General features: G+C 53.8%; 16 protein-coding genes. 4 read left to right on the forward strand and 12 right to left on the reverse strand.

The annotated features are described in order from the left end of the window. Window positions 1-49 precede the first annotated feature (49 nt). Window positions 50-2,383 (forward strand): aldehyde dehydrogenase family protein, encoded by a 2,334-nt coding sequence (locus KO503_RS10900; RefSeq protein ID WP_215991582.1) that lies wholly within the window; start codon window positions 50-52, stop codon window positions 2,381-2,383. After that, window positions 2,373-2,798 carry a DUF1801 domain-containing protein gene (locus KO503_RS10905; protein ID WP_215991583.1) on the forward strand — a complete coding sequence of 142 codons (426 nt, stop codon included), beginning with the start codon at window positions 2,373-2,375 and terminating at the stop codon, window positions 2,796-2,798. Before KO503_RS10900 ends, KO503_RS10905 begins: the two co-directional genes overlap by 11 nt. A gap of 31 nt (window positions 2,799-2,829) precedes the next feature. Here KO503_RS10905 and KO503_RS10910 read toward each other — a convergent pair whose 3' ends face one another. From KO503_RS10910 to KO503_RS10925, 4 genes are all read right to left on the reverse strand, one after another. Beyond that, window positions 2,830-3,474 carry a DUF1523 family protein gene (locus KO503_RS10910; RefSeq protein WP_215991584.1) on the reverse strand — a complete coding sequence of 215 codons (645 nt, stop codon included), beginning with the start codon at window positions 3,472-3,474 and terminating at the stop codon, window positions 2,830-2,832. A 9-nt stretch (window positions 3,475-3,483) separates the two neighbouring features. Further along, the gene (locus KO503_RS10915) at window positions 3,484-3,795 is read right to left on the reverse strand and encodes a hypothetical protein (RefSeq protein ID WP_252731043.1); all 312 of its coding nucleotides are present in this window, start codon (window positions 3,793-3,795) and stop codon (window positions 3,484-3,486) included. 73 nt (window positions 3,796-3,868) lie between these two features. Then, window positions 3,869-4,267 (reverse strand): hypothetical protein, encoded by a 399-nt coding sequence (locus KO503_RS10920; protein WP_215991585.1) that lies wholly within the window; start codon window positions 4,265-4,267, stop codon window positions 3,869-3,871. A gap of 74 nt (window positions 4,268-4,341) precedes the next feature. After that, a complete protein-coding gene (locus tag KO503_RS10925) occupies window positions 4,342-5,556 on the reverse strand; it encodes a PLP-dependent aminotransferase family protein (protein ID WP_215991586.1) in 1,215 nt (404 codons plus the stop codon). Between the two features lie 140 nt (window positions 5,557-5,696). On the opposite strand from KO503_RS10925, the gene KO503_RS10930 reads away from it, so the two are divergent. Further along, window positions 5,697-5,849: a hypothetical protein gene (locus KO503_RS10930; RefSeq protein WP_215991587.1), complete on the forward strand. Its 153-nt coding sequence runs from the start codon at window positions 5,697-5,699 to the stop codon at window positions 5,847-5,849. A gap of 80 nt (window positions 5,850-5,929) precedes the next feature. Here KO503_RS10930 and KO503_RS10935 read toward each other — a convergent pair whose 3' ends face one another. The 5 genes from KO503_RS10935 to KO503_RS10955 form a co-directional block, all read right to left on the reverse strand. After that, the gene (locus tag KO503_RS10935) at window positions 5,930-6,400 is read right to left on the reverse strand and encodes an Hsp20 family protein (RefSeq protein ID WP_215991588.1); all 471 of its coding nucleotides are present in this window, start codon (window positions 6,398-6,400) and stop codon (window positions 5,930-5,932) included. Window positions 6,401-6,521: 121 nt separating this feature from the next. Next, window positions 6,522-7,325 (reverse strand): trypsin-like serine peptidase, encoded by an 804-nt coding sequence (locus tag KO503_RS10940; protein WP_215991589.1) that lies wholly within the window; start codon window positions 7,323-7,325, stop codon window positions 6,522-6,524. A 55-nt stretch (window positions 7,326-7,380) separates the two neighbouring features. Further along, window positions 7,381-8,673 carry a glycolate oxidase subunit GlcF gene (gene glcF, locus KO503_RS10945; protein WP_215991590.1) on the reverse strand — a complete coding sequence of 431 codons (1,293 nt, stop codon included), beginning with the start codon at window positions 8,671-8,673 and terminating at the stop codon, window positions 7,381-7,383. Further along, window positions 8,673-9,812 (reverse strand): FAD-binding protein, encoded by a 1,140-nt coding sequence (locus KO503_RS10950; RefSeq protein ID WP_215991591.1) that lies wholly within the window; start codon window positions 9,810-9,812, stop codon window positions 8,673-8,675. The genes glcF and KO503_RS10950 overlap by 1 nt, the downstream gene beginning before the upstream one ends. Beyond that, window positions 9,809-11,245: an FAD-linked oxidase C-terminal domain-containing protein gene (locus tag KO503_RS10955; protein ID WP_215991592.1), complete on the reverse strand. Its 1,437-nt coding sequence runs from the start codon at window positions 11,243-11,245 to the stop codon at window positions 9,809-9,811. Before KO503_RS10955 ends, KO503_RS10950 begins: the two co-directional genes overlap by 4 nt. Before the next feature lie 91 nt (window positions 11,246-11,336). On the opposite strand from KO503_RS10955, the gene KO503_RS10960 reads away from it, so the two are divergent. Then, complete coding sequence (locus tag KO503_RS10960) at window positions 11,337-12,032, forward strand: DUF599 domain-containing protein (protein ID WP_215991593.1); 696 nt, start codon at window positions 11,337-11,339, stop codon at window positions 12,030-12,032. Window positions 12,033-12,084: 52 nt separating this feature from the next. Here KO503_RS10960 and KO503_RS10965 read toward each other — a convergent pair whose 3' ends face one another. Genes KO503_RS10965 through KO503_RS10975 form a run of 3 tightly spaced genes read right to left on the reverse strand, consistent with a single transcriptional unit; the run spans window position 12,085 to window position 17,740 of the window. Beyond that, window positions 12,085-14,154: a hypothetical protein gene (locus KO503_RS10965; protein WP_215991594.1), complete on the reverse strand. Its 2,070-nt coding sequence runs from the start codon at window positions 14,152-14,154 to the stop codon at window positions 12,085-12,087. Then, window positions 14,151-16,916, reverse strand: coding sequence for a DUF4159 domain-containing protein (locus tag KO503_RS10970; protein WP_215991595.1), 2,766 nt, complete (start codon window positions 16,914-16,916; stop codon window positions 14,151-14,153). Before KO503_RS10970 ends, KO503_RS10965 begins: the two co-directional genes overlap by 4 nt. Continuing rightward, window positions 16,916-17,740: a DUF58 domain-containing protein gene (locus tag KO503_RS10975; protein ID WP_215991733.1), complete on the reverse strand. Its 825-nt coding sequence runs from the start codon at window positions 17,738-17,740 to the stop codon at window positions 16,916-16,918. The genes KO503_RS10970 and KO503_RS10975 overlap by 1 nt, the downstream gene beginning before the upstream one ends. Window positions 17,741-17,799: the final 59 nt, after the last annotated feature.

Genomic DNA, 17,799 nt, shown 5'->3' on the forward strand with positions numbered 1-17,799 from the left:
TCAGCCATTCAAGAATAAAGATAAACACGACAGCCATTGAGGCCCCCAGATGACAGTAAAAGACATATTTGAGACCATGGATTACGGCACAGCCCCTGAAAGTGCAGCCGAGGCCCTGCGCTGGTTGGTTGATAATGGCGATCGTTTTGGTCACTTCATTGATGGCAAAATGACAGACCCTGCTGCGACTTTTGACAGCAACAACCCAGCCACCGGCGAGGTGCTGGCGCAGGTCAGCCAAGCCACGCAAAGCGATGTCGATATGGCTGTGGCGGCGGCGCGCAAGGCCCAAGGCAAATGGGCCAAAATCGGCGGTAAAGCGCGCGCTAAGTACTTGTATGCCTTGGCCCGCTTGGTGCAAAAACATGCACGGCTATTTTCGGTACTTGAGACCTTGGACAACGGCAAACCCATTCGCGAAGCCCGCGATGTGGATATCCCGCTGGTCGCGCGGCATTTCTATTACCACGCAGGCATGGCACAACTCATGGACGAAGAGTTGCCCAATCGCGAAGCCCTAGGCGTATGCGGGCAGATCATTCCGTGGAATTTCCCACTGTTGATGCTGGCTTGGAAAATCGCACCTGCGATTGCCATGGGCAACACAGTTGTGTTGAAACCTGCTGAATACACGCCCCTAACAGCGCTGCTGTTTGCGCAGATTTGCAATGAAGCGGGCCTACCCAAAGGCGTTGTGAACATTGTCACTGGTGATGGCGCTGTGGGTGAAATGATTGTTACCCATGACGGGATCGACAAAATTGCCTTCACAGGGTCGACGGGTGTAGGCCGCCGCATTCGCGAAGCCACAGCCGGATCGGGCAAGGCGCTGACCTTGGAATTGGGCGGCAAAAGCCCCTATGTGGTGTTTGAAGACGCCGATATGGACAGCGCCGTTGAGGGGCTGGTGGATGCTATCTTTTTCAACCAAGGCCAAGTCTGCTGCGCGGGCTCGCGTCTTTTGGTGCAAGAAAGCATCGCTGATGATTTTCACACACGTTTGGTTGCACGGATGGCGAAATTGCGCATCGGCGATCCTTTGGACAAAAGCATAGATGTCGGCGCTATCGTCGATCCTGTGCAATTGACACGAATCACAGCGCTGGTGGCACAGGGCGGGCATGAGGGCATGGTGCATCAGCCTGTGCCGGCCCCCGATGGCTGTTTTTACCCACCAACTTTGATCACAGGGATGCACAGTTCCGCGCAATTGATGCAAGACGAAATCTTTGGCCCTGTGCTTGTGTCGACCACTTTCCGCACGCAAGCCGAGGCTGTGCAGATCGCCAACAACACCCGCTTTGGATTGGCCGCCAGTGTGTGGACTGAAAACATCAATCTTGCCTTGGACATCGCGCCCAAATTGACCGCTGGCGTGGTCTGGGTGAATGGTGCGAACATGCTGGACGCAGCCGCTGGTTTTGGCGGCCTACGCGAAAGCGGATTTGGACGCGAAGGTGGCTGGGAAGGCTTGCAAGCCTACACTAAAGCCACTGGCAAACCCACGGCCATCAAGCCCGCAAAAACCTATGGCAAACCCGAAGACATCGACGTCGAGGGGTTAGACCGCACCGCGAAAATGTACATCGGCGGCAAACAAGCCCGCCCAGATAGCGGGTATTCCAAGGCGATCTATTCCCCCAAGGGCAAGCTGTTGGGCCATGCCGCCGTTGGATCACGCAAAGACATCCGTAACGCAGTCGAGGCCGCCCGCGGCGCTGTGGGCTGGACGAAAGCGACAGCGCATTTGCGAGCGCAAATCTTGTATTACATCGGCGAAAATCTGTCTGCGCGCTCTGATGAATTGGCGACGCGTATTCAGGCCTTGACCGGAACGACAGCCAACAAAGCGCAAACAGAAGTGTCTGAGGCCATAGACACATTGTTCACCTTTGCCGCGTGGTGTGACAAGCTGGATGGCGCTGCTAAACCTGTGCCGATGCGTGGCGTGGCTTTGGCCATGAACGAAGCTGTCGGCGTAATCGGAGCATTTTGTGATGATCGCCCCCTTGGTGGCTTGATCGATATCATCGCGCCTGCGATTGCTATGGGCAACCGTGTTGTGGCTGTGGCCAGTGATGCTTATCCCCTTGCTGCGACGGATTTCTACCAAGTTCTGGACACCTCTGATCTGCCAGCAGGCGTGGTGAATATTCTGACAGGGCCGCATGAGGATCTGGCCAAGACCATGGCTGGACATTTGGATATTGATGCGGTCTGGAGTTTCTCAAGCGCAGATATTTCCAAAACCATCGAGCATGAGAGCGCAGGCAATCTTAAACGCACTTGGGTGAACAACGGCCAAACGCGCAGCTATGCTGCCCGTGATTGGTTGGCGCAGTCGGTCGAGGTTAAAACGATTTGGGTGCCTTATGGCGAGTGAGGCGCCACAGCCTCAATCCTATCCCATTGAAAATCCGGCGGTGGCGCAAGTCTTGGCCAACGTCCCACCAGCTGAACGTGCGGGTCTTTTGGACTTGCGCCAACTCATTTTTGATGTGGCCGCGCGCGATCCTGACATAGGCCCCCTTGAGGAAACGCTAAAATGGGGTCAGCCCGCCTATTTCACCGCTGCGACGAAATCAGGCACTACACTGCGGCTTGGCTTGCCCAAAACTGGCGGCTTTGCGATGTTGTGCCATTGTCAGACGACAGTGATCTCAGATTTTCGTGCGCTGTTCGGCGATGATTTTATTTATGACGGCAATCGCGCGGTTGTATTTTCAGCAGGTGAGACTTTGCCAACCGACAAAATCGCGCTGCTGATCAGTGCGGCTTTGAGATATCATCTGAAATAGGTATTTAAACCCTTTAGCGCCAAGGCCGCGCTTACTTGCGCAGCCCTGCAAACCAACCTTTGATGCCCCGTGCTTTGTCGCGTGCGCTGTCTTTGAAGGCATCCGCTTTGTCATCCACAGCATCCCACGCCTCGCCAGCATCTTCGACCAGTGGGTCAATCGTGCGTTCACGAAACTGCACCCACATGCGCCAAATAAGCAAAATCACGATGGTTAAGAACGTCAAAATAATAATGTTCACCCAAGGCACGATTTTGGCATCAGGCCCAGCGACAGGTTTGATCGCGATGGCATTAGGAAAGATCGACAAAACTTCGTTGCGCCAGCCATAATGCGTCATCGAATACCATTCTGGGTTGGCTTTATCTGATTCCGCGTCCGAGGCCTCAGTGTACAAGCTTGAGGTGTCGAATTTGAAATAAGGCGGCCACCCCCAACCCGTATCCTCGTTGCGGTATTCCATGGTTTTGCCGTTGGCTTTGACCGTCTGAATGAATTGCACGTCCCGCGAGGCTTCGCCAGATGACCAAAACATCGAACGATTGCCTGGAATGATCGTGCGTTCCGTATTGGTGCCGACGACACGCACGATATCATGCTGTGGCAAAGTGTAGTGCACAAAGCTGCCCACGATAAGCACGATCAAAGCAATCAGGGTCCATTTAACATAGCGCATTGGGCGGCCTCACATGAAATTTGTCATATAGAAGATCACGCAAAAGGTGATCAGCGGAAGGATATAAACTCCAAGCAGTAACTTGGGGCGCAGGGACTGCGCGTAATCGTCCAATCCCTTTTGTACATAGTCATCGCGGCGCCCAATGGAACCCTCGTCTTCCCAATCTTGTTCAAGACGTTCGCGAACAAGCGAGCGCACATAAATCGACAACAGACCATATAGAACAGTCAGTCCTGCAAATCCGATGACGAAAAATTTAAAAAAACTGAGCATGACGATCCATTGAGCAACATCTTGGGCGATGCCAAGCTTACGCATAGAGTACCGTTTTGTGACACAAAGCACGAGAGGCTTTGTGTGATTTATTATGGGGGGCAATCTTGATACCTCGCTATTTGGCAGCCTTCCTGTCGGCCTTGCGCCCCACCCCGACACGCACGCCGTCCTTGCCTTTGAGACGCTCAATTCTTTGCGCCATGCTAAACCATGCCAAGGCCAAAAGCGGCCCCCAGACCAACGCCGTCAAAACTGATCGTTTGAGAAAAAACAACGCCGCATGGACGGGCGTATTTAAAACAACATGCCCAACATCCGTGCCCTCAACGGCATATAAAACCGCCATAAACACAGCGCCGATGATCAAAAGTATGAATGCAGATAGACCAACACTGATCCTCAAGCGTCCCTGCGACCGCGTGTTGCGTGGCGTGATCCACAATGGCAAAGCAATCGCCAAAGCGGCCAGCACACAGATAGGTAGCACAGTGGACGCCAAAAAATGCGTATTCATACGGATCACCCCCAACCACATCCATCATGGCTTGCAAAACATATAGTGCAAAACCTCTACCAAAGCGTAGAGTTTCAAGCCGTTGGTGTAGCGCGGATCACATTCGCCAGTCGTGCGATGCCTTTATCTATCACGTCCTCATCAGACATAGAAAAGTTCAAACGGATGGTGTTGGTCGTCGCCCCATCGGCATAAAATGCAGCACCTGGCACGAAAGCCACCTTTTGCATCAGTGCGTGTTCAAGCAGATTTTTGCCACTCATCGATGTTGGCAATGTGACCCAAACAAACATGCCGCCTTCGGGAGATGTCCATGTAACCCCATGCGGCATGTGCGCTTCCAAAGCCGTCAGCATTGCGTTCAAACGCGCGCCGTAAACCTTGCGCAGGCCCGCGACATGCGAATCGAAAACAGCACGCGCCACATGATTGACAGCTATTTGGTTGATCGTCGCGGTCTGCAAATCAGCCGCTTGTTTGAGCAGAACCATCTGCGCAATCACCGGTTTGGCCGCCACAACCCAGCCAACGCGCAGACCTGGTGCCAGCGTTTTTGAAAATGAGCCGCAATATACGGTACGGCACAAGTCGATATCGCCTTTTTCTGCCATTTCAAGCGCAAGCAAAGATGGGATGTCTTGACCAGTATAGCGCAGCGATTGGTAGGCTCCGTCTTCGATCACAGCAATATCAAGCGCTTCGGCTTGCGCCAGAACCGACAGGCGCTCTGTGCGCGTCAGGGTCTTGCCCGTTGGATTGGCAAAATCCGGCGACAGATAGGAAAACTTCACCCGTCCGCCCTGCGATTTTGCATCAGAAGCAATTTCTGTCTCTGTGCGATTTTCACCGGCGTTCAGACGATCAAACTTTGGCTCATAGGCATTAAACGCGCCCAGCGCGCCCAAATAGGTCGGCCATTCCACCAAAGCGGTATCGTTTTTATCAAGGTAGAGCTTGCCCAGATAGTCCAAGGCTTGTTGCGATCCAGCCGTGATCAAAATGTTATCTATGCCGCAAGCCACGCCAAGTTTGGACATGTACTCTGCGATCCATTCACGTAAAGGAACATAGCCCTCAGACGCCGCATATTGCAAAGCGGTGCCTGCCGTTGCCTCGGTTAAGGCAAATTGCATCGCCTCAGCAAAGGCGTCGCGCGGAAAATACGCCGGATCAGGAATGCCGCCAGCAAAGGAAATGATGTCAGGTTGGTCCAACAGCTTGAGCAGCTCACGGATTTCTGAGGCTTTCATGCCCTGTGCGCGATGGGCAAATAGGTCGGTGTGGTTCATGACTCTCTCCCTCTGAGCGCCACAGATGCACGATGCAAATATTTATGTCAACCATACTGACTTAAATATCCACTTCACAAATTTGAAACAAAACCATGCGTTCTCGTGAACCTTAACAATCTTACTGGCTTCATCTGCAGTTGCGGCACGCCGCAGCCAAGCTTGGTAGCGGCTTGCCAACTGTGTCCAACGAACAGATGCGTGATCTGATCCCAGACCTCAAATCGCACAACGGCTACGTTGTGGACATGATCGAAGGCAAGCCCCTCTTTTGGTCCATCGGAAAAATGTAAGCTTAAAGCTGCATAACAGCCAAATCAAAAACGCCCGAGAGTGTATCTCGGGCGTTTTCTATTTTAGACGTTCAGTCGGCTTAAACCTCGACTGTCTCAACGACCTGCGTTTCAACGTCTTTGTTTGATGCAATCGCGATCCGACGCGGTTTCAACGCTTCGGGCACTTCGCGCAACAGATCGACATGCAGCATCCCATTGGCATGGGACGCTTGCGTCACTTTCACATGGTCTGCCAAATGGAACCGGCGCTCAAACGCCCGCGTTGCGATCCCGCGGTGCAGATAGGTTTTACCCGCCTCTGTTTCATCATCGGGTTTTCGCGCAGCAATGATCAACGCGTTTTCACGCTGCTCGATCACGATGTCATCTGTCGAAAATCCAGCAACAGCCAGCGAGATGCGCCATGCGTCGTCTCCGGATTTTTCAATATTATAAGGGGGGTAGCTGGGTTGTGACACATCTTGTCGGATCACACGGTCCATCAGGTCCGTGATTTGATCAAAGCCAACAGTTGCACGGTGCAGCGGTGTCAGGTCAAAATTTCGCATGGGTATCCTCCATTGAGCGATCCAAATAAATGCCTTCCCTTCGGGGACAGGCTTGTGTCGGACCCGCTATGCAGCGCCCGACACAATTTACTTGGGAATAGAGGTTCGGCCTTTCAAGGGGCTAGTCTTCGATCCGTCCGACGACAATTTCGACATTGCTTAATTCGTCTTCGATGGGATCGGCTTCCGCTTTCTTAAAGAACTTGCGCCCTGTTTTGGCCATGGCCAGAAGGTCTTCCAGCGGCCCATCCAAAGAGGTTCCCACCGAGACCTTTTGTCCGCGAAAATTTGCCTTTGCAGAGACAACAGAAACAATTTTCGGCTTGCCATTTGTCATCGAAAAGATCGGTGCACCGGAAGATCCGTAATCCACATCGCAAGAGGTCACCAAGACACCACCTTGACGCGCCAAAACATGGCATGTCTCTTGCAAAGACGGGCTATTGGCACGGTCATGCGCATAGGACACAACGCCTACAGCTTGGCCTTTATTGGGACGACGGGATGTTGGAAAGGGCAACACCGACGAGTCATTCACCGGACGGTCCAATTCGATCAACGCGATATCACTGGTCAATCGATCATGCCGACTGCCGTTGTTCAACGCAAAATCTGGGTGGACAAAGTAACGCGCGACGCTGCGATAAGCTTGTGCGTGTCCGTCTCGCCATCCTGCACGAAACTGAATGACTTTCGATTTGTGCAGTTTCTTTGTGTCGATGTCATACAGACAATGCGCTGCGGTTAAAACCAATGATGGTGAAATCAATGATCCAGTGCAAAAGCTACGTCCTGCAAAGTCAAGACGACCAACGGCTTCCCACCCGCGACTATCGTCACCAGTTCGAAACGCTTTCAGCTGGCTATCCGCTTGTGCCTGACCTGCAGTGCAGATCAGAAAGAGGATGGTCAGTAAGTTTTTCATGTTCGTCCCCAAGTCCTATTTCTGGACTAATAATTAACGGCAGTTCAGGGCATGATTATGTCCGATTCGTGGACAATTTTGGTGATTTTTTCCCCCCTGTTGCCCAATCCAACAGCTCAACAGTGTGAACAACTGGCAATTGAGTGCCCGATCCTATCTGCATGATGCAGCCGATATTGCCTGCCGCCACTACATCTGGGGTCTTCACCTCTAAACTTTCGACCTTCATTTTTTTCAATTTTTGTGAGATTTCGGGCTGCAAAAGGTTATATGTGCCCGCTGAACCGCAACAAAGGTGACTATTTTTGGGTTCGACAACGGTGAACCCCACCCGTTTAAGCAACGTTTTTGGATCAGATTTGATCTGTTGCCCATGCTGAAGCGAGCAGGCCGCGTGATATGCCACAATCATGTCTTGTTTGCTGGTGGGTAAATCCAATTTCATCAGAATCTCTGTCACATCTTTTGCCAAATGCGAAACCGTTAACGAATCATTTGCTAATTCTGTGTTACGCATCATGTGTCCATAGTCTTTCACCGTCGTGCCACAGCCAGAGGTATTGATCACAATCGCATCCAGACCCTTGCCGTTCTTCTCGGCCATCCACGCGCGGATATTGCGCGCTGCTGACGCATGTGCCTCGGATTCGTGGCCCATATGATGCGTTAGTGCACCACAGCATCCTGCCCCTTTGGCCACAACCACCTCACAACCGTGGCGCGTCAAAAGGCTGATCGTGGCGTCGTTGATATTGGTGTCCAAAGCCTTTTGTGCACAGCCCGTCATCAAGGCCACTCGCATTTTGCGCGGGCCAACAGCAGGGAACACTTGCGGATCATCGTTGCGCGACACTGGCGGAATGGTTTTCGGCGCCATATCCAACATCGCACGCAATCTTGGATCAGGGATCATATGGCGAAACGGTCGCCCGATTTTAGCGCCCAACAAAGCCAATCGAAACCGCCCCGGATAGGGCAAGATTTTCGCAAGCGTCCAGCGCAGCAATCGATCCATCAACGGACGTTTATAGGTTTTCTCAATATGAACCCGCGCGTGATCAATCAGGTGCATATAGTGAACGCCTGAGGGGCAGGTCGTCATGCAAGACAGACACGACAGACAGCGATCAATATGTTTAACCGTCTTTTCATCCGCAGGACGATCATTTTCCAGCATATCTTTGATCAGATAAATACGCCCGCGTGGGCTGTCCAATTCATCGCCCAAAACCGCATAAGTCGGACAAGTGGCAGTGCAAAAACCGCAATGCACACAGGCCCGTAAAATCTCGTTCGAGCGCGCCGTAGACGAATCCGTCAGTTGTTCAGGTGTAAAGTTTGTTTGCATCAGCTCATCATCCCGCGATTGAATTTTTGCATCGGATCAAATTTGCTCCGCAGTCCTGCACTTATTTTGGTGACCACAGCATTCTCAGGGTGGAACACGCCAAGGGCTTGTTTGGTCGTGTCACTGGCGCGCACCAGCGTGGCATGCCCTGCCCCCATGTACGCGCGCACATCTGTGTCAGGTTTGGTCAAAAGCCAAAGCCGTCCGCCACCCCAGTCATAGATGACATCCTCTGGCTGTAGGTCCGTGACCAGCTTTGGCGCATCGGAAGGTTTAACCGACAGGCGCCAAACATCGCCCGTCATATTTTGGAAGCGTGTGACATCACGGATGGATGCCCAAAGCCTTGCGTTCTCGCCGGCATCCCAGATCACATCACTTGCGCCATACCCCGTCAGCGCATTTTGCAGGGCTTTCGCGCGGTAAATCACAGAGTGCTCAAACCCTTCGATACGGATCAGCGTGCGTGCGGGAGCGCCACTTGCATCTGCCCGCAAGTGCGCTGCCCCCGTTACACTATAAGGTGTTCCCAAAGCGGCGGACATGGCAGCCACAGCGTCACCTTCAAGCAAGCCCTCAACCACAAGCGTCACGATCATTTCAGGAATAGGCTGCGTTTTAAGGCTCACTTCCGTGATCAACCCAAGCGTGCCATGGCTGCCAGCCATCAGCTTGACCAAATCCAGTCCCGTGACGTTTTTCATCACACGACCACCGTTTTTAATCACACGCCCCTGCCCGTCGATAAATCCTACCCCAAGGCAGAAATCACGACATGCACCGACCGTCACGCGGCTCGGACCAGAAGCGTTGGTTGCGACGAGTCCGCCGATTGTGCCCTTTGAAGTGCGCCCCAACATAGGGGCCAAATTGGGCGGCTCAAACCCAAGTCGTTGGCCTTCTCTGGCCAAGGTCGATTGGATCACATCAACCGGCACCCCCGCAGATGTGGTCAAGGTCAAGGCACTGGCGTCATAATCCCACGCTTGGTCAGGGGCTTTCAATGCGACACCTGTTGTCAAACCAATCCGGCTTGACCCTGCACCTGTGATCAAATGCGCATCGCCTGCGCGCACCTGCGCTGCCAGTTGTGTTTCCCACGCTGCGACAGCGGGGTTGTTCGCGCCCAAAATGCTCATAATTGCCCCCTGCGCGTTGTAGACGCCGCAAGCGGAAACACTTTCGCAGGGTTCAAAATCCAGCTTGGATCAAACACGTCTTTCACATTCATCTGCGCATCCAAATCATCCAGTGTATATTGATGGGTCATGAGGTCGCGTTTTTCGATGCCCACACCATGCTCGCCTGTCAAACAACCGCCGACATCAACGCAAAGCCGCAAGATGTCCGCGCCCAAAGCTTCGCATTTCTCTAGATCGCCCTCTTTATTGGCGTTGTACAAAATCAGCGGGTGCATATTGCCATCGCCCGCATGGAATACATTGCCGACACCCAAGCCATAGTCTTTCGACAGCTCACCAATGCGTTTCAAAACATAAGGCAGTTCGCCCACGGGGATCGTGCCATCAAGACACATGTAATCACCAAGCTGCCCCATTGCGCCAAAGGCCGATTTGCGCCCAAGCCAAATGCGCGCACTTTCCTCGGGCGATGTGCTTTCGCGAATTTCAACGGGATTATGCTGTTCTGCAATGGCAACAATACGCGCCAATTGGTCGTCGATTTCAGCGTCCGAGCCTTCGACTTCGATAATCAACAAGGCTTCGCAATCGGGGTATCCCGCTTTGGCGAAGTCTTCAGTGGCACGAATACATGGCCGGTCCATGAATTCGATCGCCACAGGAATAAGCCCTGATTTAATGATGTCAGACACGCATGCGCCCGCGACTTCACTGCTGTCGAATCCGATCAACACAGGACGCGCGCCTTCGGGTTTGGGCAAAATACGCAGGGTTGCTTCTGTCACGATCCCAAGCTGACCTTCAGAGCCGCAAATCACGCCGAGCAAATCCAATCCGCTGGCGTCCATATGATCGCCGCCAATCTCGACGATTTCACCATCGGCCAGAACCATTGTGACGCCCAAAAGGTTATTCGTGGTCACACCGTATTTCAAACAATGCGCCCCGCCCGAATTCATCGCGATATTGCCCGCAATGGCGCAGGCCAATTGGCTTGAGGGATCAGGCGCATAAAAGAAGCCGTCGCTTTCCACCTCGCCAGTCACTGACAGATTGGTGATGCCCGTTTGAACCTTGATCACCCGATTGGGAAAGTCGACGCCCAAGACATCACGCATTCGCGCCACACCCAAAATCACGCAATCGGCAGTCGGCAAGGCCCCGCCGGCCAAAGACGTGCCCGCGCCACGCGGCACAACAGGCACGCCCATTTGCGAACAAATACGCAGCACCTGCGCCACCTCTTCAGTCGTGCTTGGCAGTACCGCGACAAGCGGCGGGCAACGGTAAGCCGCCAGCGCATCGCATTCATAGGCTTTCACCTCTTCAGGCGCATCGATGACACCCTGCGCCCCCAAAACGGCACGTAATTTCGAAACCAACTCAGATTTTCGAGATAAAACCTCGGTATTTGGGGCAGGCATTTGCATGGACGACTCCACAATGTCATTTCTATTGGTAAGTTTTTATAACCAATTTTTCCGTATGACAAGTTAAACTCAAACAGGTATGTTTCGGCTCATGGAATTACTGAACCAATTGAGCTATTTCACCCTGCTCGACGGCATCGCTGTTGGCTTTTTGTTACTGACTTGGCTTGTACTGGGGCATGTCATTGAGAACCCGCCGAAATCGCGCATTTCGACCTCTGTCATCATGGCAGATTACAGGCGCAAATGGATGGTTCAGATGATCACACGCCAGCCACGTATTTTTGATGCAACGGTTCTGGACACCCTGCGTCAAAACTCCGCCTTTTTTGCCTCAGCCAGTATGATCGCGATCGGGGGAGGGCTGGCCGCGATTTCCAATCCTGACCGTCTGCGCGGCGTGGCCCAAGACCTGACGATTGATGTGCCTGAAATTATTTGGGAAGTTAAAATTCTTGTGGCACTTATCTTTATCACCAGCGCCTTTTTGAAATTCATTTGGGCCAATCGTTTGTTTGGCTACTGCGGTGTGGTTATGGCCTCGGTGCCCAATGAAGTGGATGCACAAGAAGCCCTGCCACGCGCGAAAAAGGCAGGAGAGCTGAACATCGCAGCCGCGCGCGCGTTTAACCGTGGTTTGCGCTGCATCTATTACGCCCTTGGATCATTGGGATGGTTCTTAGGGCCCGTAGGTCTCATTGTTGCGATATTGATCACTGTGTTCATTTTGGTGCGCCGTGAATTCACATCAGCTTCGCGTGCCGTGCTCTTGCAAGACGAAACCTAGCCAGCCACTTCCCAACTGAGGGCTGCGTTAAGCCATTGATAAGGTCAATTGGTCATCTGCGACCTTCGCGCAGCCACGTGAATATGATCCATCCCGTTAGTGCGATCATCCAAAGCCACGCAGGTATCAACGGCATTTTAGAACTGGACACAGCAGTGTAGGCCTCGCGCGGCGTGATGCCCATCCAAGTTCGTCCTGCAGCGACGCGCCCGTTAGAAACACGGCGCAAATCAGGCATCCCACCAGATAATGCGAACACACCGCCGCGCGTCTCACGCACAGCATTTTCCATCAACGCACCTGTTGCGATGGTTTGCTCAAATTCTTTTGGCGCGGCAGGCCCCAGAACCACGACAGCCGAAAGACCATCCTGTTCGAGACTGTAAAGCCCGATGTCGTCGCCTGTGATGACCGTTTGAAACAGCCCCGGGCGCGTTTGCGTCATCTCAACAATCTGTTGCGTCCCATCTGGTGTGGTGATCGTCACGCTGCGCGGCGCATCCGTCAAAGAGCGTCGCGTCACTGTGATCTCATTCCCTGTGGCGCTGGCTGCCAGAGATTCCTCTTCCAGTTCGGGTTCTTTCATCATCCAATGAGCAAGACGTCGCAAGAGTTCCAGTTGAGGACCACCGCCCTCGATCCCACGCGTCCACAGCCACGCATGATCCGAGGCCAAGACCGCCACGCGTCCTTCGCCCACATGATCCACCACCAATAATGGCCGTCCTTCATTGCCCGTCATGATAACATCGCCTGTGGTCGCAGCGGGATCGAGATCAATTTGGCGGAACCAACGCCCCCAATCAGGTGCAACATCTGACCGCGTGACGCCACCCAGCCCTTGGGTCACAGGATGGCGCAGACCGAGCTCTGATATTTGTGGTCTATAGGCCTGATCAAACACCCGCCCCGTCGGCTGTGTCGGGATGACACGCGCCAAAGCGGATCGATATAAACTGTTGGCAGAGGCAAAATCAGGCCCTGCTGAAAACAACACTGCGCCGCCATCTTCGACATAACGGGCGATGTTTTCAAAATAATTGGCATAAAGAATGCCGCGTTGTTTGTAGCGGTCGAAAATGATCAAATCAAAGTCGTCTATTTTTTCCAAGAACAACTCACGCGTCGGAAAGGCGATCAACGACAATTCCGTCACGGGCACCCCATCTTGTTTTTCAGGCGGGCGCAAAATCGTGAAATGAACCAAGTCAACTGAAGTATCTGATTTGAGTAAATTGCGCCAAGTGCGCTCGCCATTGTGCGGCTCGCCTGACACCAATAGCACCCGCAGGCGATCACGCACGCCGTTGATCTGTATCACCGATGAATTGTTGCGATCTGTCAGCTCACCCTCGGCCATTGGCACAGAAAATTGTAAAACATTCATGCCACCATGAGGCAATTTTAGCGGCACTTGCACCGCACGGCCCACTGGCATCTCCAACACGATATCTTCGCCGCCATCAATCGACACGATTAAAGGCGATGTCACGGACAGGTCGGCTGGCACAGCGCCTTGGTCTTGTATTTTCAACGTCAGGGTGATTTCTTCGTCCAAAATCGCAAAAGCGGGCGCGTTTTCAACGATAAGCCTGCGATCCCAGTCATCCGGTTCCCCAGTCAACAGCACATGCAAAGGCGCTGGCAGATCCGGTGCAAGCCCTGAGTCATGTATTTGACCGTCCGTGATAACGAAAACACCTGCCAAACGCCCCTGAGGCTCATCCGCCATCACGCCACGCAACCGCGTCATCAGCAAAGTTCCTTGATTGTCCGCAGCATCAGCCACGGAGACAATCCGCAGTTCCGTGTTGGGCATCCTTGCTATTTGCGCCTCAAGCCGCGCTTGCGCCGCCTCGGTTTGATCCGCACGTGCAGACAGGTTTTGCGAGGCGGTTTTGTCAACCAAAAGCACGATGATATCGGTCAAAGGACTGCGCTCTTCGCGCAAAATCGATGGGTTCGCCAAAGCCAAAAGCACCGCACCAAAGGCCAGCGCACGCAAGGGCCACCCCTTAAATCCACGCAAGGCTGCAATGATCAGAACCGCAGCCAAAATGGCAGAAACACCTGCCAAAAACGGCCAAGGTACATAGGGTTCAAATGCCATATCTAAAGTCATTCGCCCAATCTTTCCAAAAGCGCAGGCACATGCACTTGATCTGATTTATAACTGCCAGTGAGCACATAGAGGATCAGATTGACGCCAAAACGATAGGCCATCTCGCGCTGCATCTCGCCAGTATATCCGCTGCCGACCGGTCGCAAGGCACGCCCGTTATCGCCTACGGCCCAAGCCGAGGCCCAGTCATTTGCGCCGATGATCACCGGACTCACATTGTCGTTGAGATTACGAAACGGCATACCTTCGATCTGGGCAGTTTCCGCTGCTGATTTTTGCACCCAAACATCAGCGCCATCGAAACGCCCCGGGAAACCTTGTAGCAAATAAAATGTGCGCGTCAGCACATGGTCTTGCGGCACAGGTTCCAGCGGCGGCACATCCAGCGCATAGGCAATATTGCGCAGTTTGATGCCCAGCGCAGTCTCGCGCCCAAAGGCTGAAATATCGCCATCACGGGTGTCAAAAAAGATCATGCCACCGGCCCGCATATAGGCGTTGAGCTTGGCATAACTGGCCGCCGACAAAGGGGGCTGCGCCTCTGTCATTGGCCAATACAATATCGGAAACACACCGAGTGGATCGACTTCTAGATCGACCCCCATCGGGGCTGAAGGTTCCACAGATGTACGATAGGCCAGAACCTGAGACAATCCTTGCAATCCTTGCTGCGATATCCTGTCGATCGCCTCATCACCTGTTATCACATAGGCCAAAGTCAATTCTGAGCTGGCCAGACGCAGGACTCGATCTGCATCCTCTTGCGCCTGCACGGACTGTGTCCCTGCGAGGCTTACCCCCAAAATAAGACCGCCAACTGCGGAAATGGCACGACCAAGCGTGACGCGGCCTGAGAGCACCAAGGTCGCTATCAAATCCAATACGAGTGCCATCAAAGCAGCCATTAACAAAACGGGTTTCAAACTGACCTCACTCGCGTCTTGCACCCCAAGCATTTGCACCGAGTTGGGCCAAACGGCAGGCTCAAGCACGCTTTCGCGCCCAAAAACATTTAAGGCCACAGCACGTTGCTGCGTCTGATAGACCCCTGCAGGCGTTGCCTTGGAGGCACGGGATCCTGCAAAAACTTCGCCATCAACGGAAGCCTGCAACCCAGCGTCCAGCAATTCCCCGAACCCGTTCAAAACCGTGACAGGCGTCAAGGTTTGTCCAGACAAGTCATTCGCCTCAGCCCCTTGGGCATGTGAAACGGTGGTCAATCTTTGCAGCATAGACACAAACACCCCCGACAAGGGCAAAGTGGACCATTGCGCATTGGCCGTAACATGGAACAACACGACTTGCCCCTGACCAATTGCTTTGCGTGTCACCAAAGGTGTGCCATCCGCCAAAGTCGCGATCACGCGCGCCGCCAATTCGGGGTCGGGTTGCGCCATGACTTGCGATGAGACTGTGACATCACTTGGTATCTCAAGACCGTAAAACGGCGAGGTCTCAGCAAAGGGGCGTAAACCTTGGGGAGCCCCCCAAGTCATCGCTCCACCGACAGAGCGCCCGCCAGCACGCAAACGGACAGGCAACAAAGGATCAACGCCTTCACGCGCCACATCTGATGCTGCCAATTTTGGACCTGAAAAACGCAACAAGACCCCGCCTTTTTGCGTCCATTCCAACAGATCAGCCGCCTCACCGCCCGCAAGTCGCGCAACGTCGGCCAAAACAATCACATCTGGATTGGCGGCAATCACGTCACTGAAAGCACCTTCGATCACATCAGAGGTCGGATCAAAGGCGGCGCGCAAGTAATGCAAATGCGACAAGAGCTGCGCGTTGCTGCCGTCGTCTTCGCCAGAGATCAGCGCAACTTCAGGGCGTTTCAAACTATCGGCAATCAGTTGCACGGCTCCCGCCGAGCGGATATTTTCAATTTCAAACCGCGTGACACGATTGCGCAGTTCCGTGCGCAGGGCGATGCTCACGACTGTCTCGCCCGCCTCGACTGAAAGACTGGTTTGTCCCAACACCCGCTCGATGCCAGACGGATCAGGCCCTATGGCCGCAACTGTGACATCCGTCTTGACCAAGCCACCAATGCGATGCACAACAGACGATACGCCTTGTTCGGTTCGATTGACAGGTCCAAGGGCAAAAATGGGTCTTTGCAGCTCCAGAACACTGACAGCGCCCTTGCCTTGTAAAGCCTCCAAAACCTCTGAGCGTCCATCAAAATCTGCACCGCTAGACAGCCAAGTCGTGTTGGCCGCGCGATCCAGCGCACCGATAGCTTGGGTCAATTCCTCCGCATCAGGTGCATGGGCCGCAGGCTGAAGGCCCGCCAAGGCGGCACGCCAATCGCGCGCAGGTTTAAAGCTCAAACCTCCGCTGGGCAAATCCGTCGCCACGACAAACGCCACAAGACGGTCGTTTCGTTCGGCCTGTTCCAAAATATCATCGATGCGCGCGATCTGCGCTGACCAAATCGGCGCATCCGCCCAAGTGCCATCGACCATCAAAATCATCGGGCCGGTATCAGCGTCTTCGATCTTTGGGTTTAAAACAGGCCCCGCAAAGGCCAAAATCAGCGCGGCAATCGCCCCCATACGCAACAGCATCAACCACCATGGTGTAGCTGCGGCTTGGGCATCGGTATCTTTTAACCCCAACAACAAGGCCACGCCTGAAAACCGCAAACGCTTGGGCGCAGGCGGCACAGCGCGTAACAACAGCCACAGCAGCGGCAAGACCAACAAGCCCCACAGCAACCAAGGCGTTGCAAATCCGATTGGCCCTACGATCCACATTAGTTTGCGCCCCCATCTAAGGCTTGGAACAACCGGACCAAAGCAACCTGTGCAGGTGTATCTGTGTGGTGACAATCGTATTGCCAGCCAGCTTGCCGCGCCAAGTTGTGCAATGCATCTTTGCGCTCAGCCAATCGGTCAAGATAGCGGGCCTTCAAATCACCGGCCCGCAGGGTTTCATGCGACAGTCCGCCCCCCATCGAGGTGAAAACAGTACGCCCTTGAAATGGAAAGGCTTCTTCAACGGGGTCGAGAATTTGAAATATTACGCCACGAATGCCGCGATCCGCAGCGGCGCCAACAGCACGCTCAATAGCTTCCATCGGCCCCAAGAAATCGGACATCATAACGGCACGCGATTGTGGCAGGTAATCCGCCCCATCCACTACGCCGAATTCATCAGTCTGAGGCGCACATAAAGCCTGCGCGATCCGCCGCAATTGCTGCGTGCCATTGCGAGGTGGCGTGCCCACACCATCCAAAGCCACCCGTTCGCCGCCATTCATCAGCAAAATCGATAGCGCCAGCGTCAACACTGCGGCGCGGTCCAGCTTGCTGGTTTCGTCAGTCAATGATGAAAACTGCATCGAAGCTGACTGATCACACCAAAAATGTACCGATTGCGCAGCCTGCCATTCTTGTTCGCGGACAAAAAAACCATCAGATTGTCCCGATCGACGCCAATCGATAGATCGCGCGGGATCCCCAGCCTGAGCTGGGCGATACTGCCAAAACTCAGACCCATTGCCAGCACGCCGTCTGCCATGCCCGCCCATCATCATGGTGCGCGCAAGCGCGTCAGCCTTGGCCAAAAGTGCAGGCATCGGGCCTGCAACCTGTTCGGCCTGCGCCCTGAGGTGGCTTGAAGAGAGCCGTGGATCAC

It is taken from the genome of Pacificibacter marinus, from assembly GCF_018860505.1.
Lineage (GTDB): Bacteria > Pseudomonadota > Alphaproteobacteria > Rhodobacterales > Rhodobacteraceae > Celeribacter > Celeribacter marinus_B.

What these genes read in the sequence shown, in the direction of transcription:
- KO503_RS10940 (WP_215991589.1), bottom strand. Translation starts at nt 7,325, where the DNA reads ATGAAAAACTTACTGACCATCCTCTTTCTGATCTGCACTGCAGGTCAG.
- KO503_RS10975 (WP_215991733.1), bottom strand. Translation starts at nt 17,740, where the DNA reads ATGCCTGCACTTTTGGCCAAGGCTGACGCGCTTGCGCGCACCATGATG.
- KO503_RS10910 (WP_215991584.1), bottom strand. Translation starts at nt 3,474, where the DNA reads ATGCGCTATGTTAAATGGACCCTGATTGCTTTGATCGTGCTTATCGTG.
- KO503_RS10920 (WP_215991585.1), bottom strand. Translation starts at nt 4,267, where the DNA reads ATGAATACGCATTTTTTGGCGTCCACTGTGCTACCTATCTGTGTGCTG.
- KO503_RS10955 (WP_215991592.1), bottom strand. Translation starts at nt 11,245, where the DNA reads ATGCAAATGCCTGCCCCAAATACCGAGGTTTTATCTCGAAAATCTGAG.
- KO503_RS10950 (WP_215991591.1), bottom strand. Translation starts at nt 9,812, where the DNA reads ATGAGCATTTTGGGCGCGAACAACCCCGCTGTCGCAGCGTGGGAAACA.
- KO503_RS10965 (WP_215991594.1), bottom strand. Translation starts at nt 14,154, where the DNA reads ATGACTTTAGATATGGCATTTGAACCCTATGTACCTTGGCCGTTTTTG.
- KO503_RS10935 (WP_215991588.1), bottom strand. Translation starts at nt 6,400, where the DNA reads ATGCGAAATTTTGACCTGACACCGCTGCACCGTGCAACTGTTGGCTTT.
- KO503_RS10970 (WP_215991595.1), bottom strand. Translation starts at nt 16,916, where the DNA reads ATGTGGATCGTAGGGCCAATCGGATTTGCAACGCCTTGGTTGCTGTGG.
- KO503_RS10925 (WP_215991586.1), bottom strand. Translation starts at nt 5,556, where the DNA reads ATGAACCACACCGACCTATTTGCCCATCGCGCACAGGGCATGAAAGCC.
- KO503_RS10905 (WP_215991583.1), top strand. Translation starts at nt 2,373, where the DNA reads ATGGCGAGTGAGGCGCCACAGCCTCAATCCTATCCCATTGAAAATCCG.
- glcF (WP_215991590.1), bottom strand. Translation starts at nt 8,673, where the DNA reads ATGCAAACAAACTTTACACCTGAACAACTGACGGATTCGTCTACGGCG.
- KO503_RS10960 (WP_215991593.1), top strand. Translation starts at nt 11,337, where the DNA reads ATGGAATTACTGAACCAATTGAGCTATTTCACCCTGCTCGACGGCATC.
- KO503_RS10900 (WP_215991582.1), top strand. Translation starts at nt 50, where the DNA reads ATGACAGTAAAAGACATATTTGAGACCATGGATTACGGCACAGCCCCT.
- KO503_RS10915 (WP_252731043.1), bottom strand. Translation starts at nt 3,795, where the DNA reads ATGCGTAAGCTTGGCATCGCCCAAGATGTTGCTCAATGGATCGTCATG.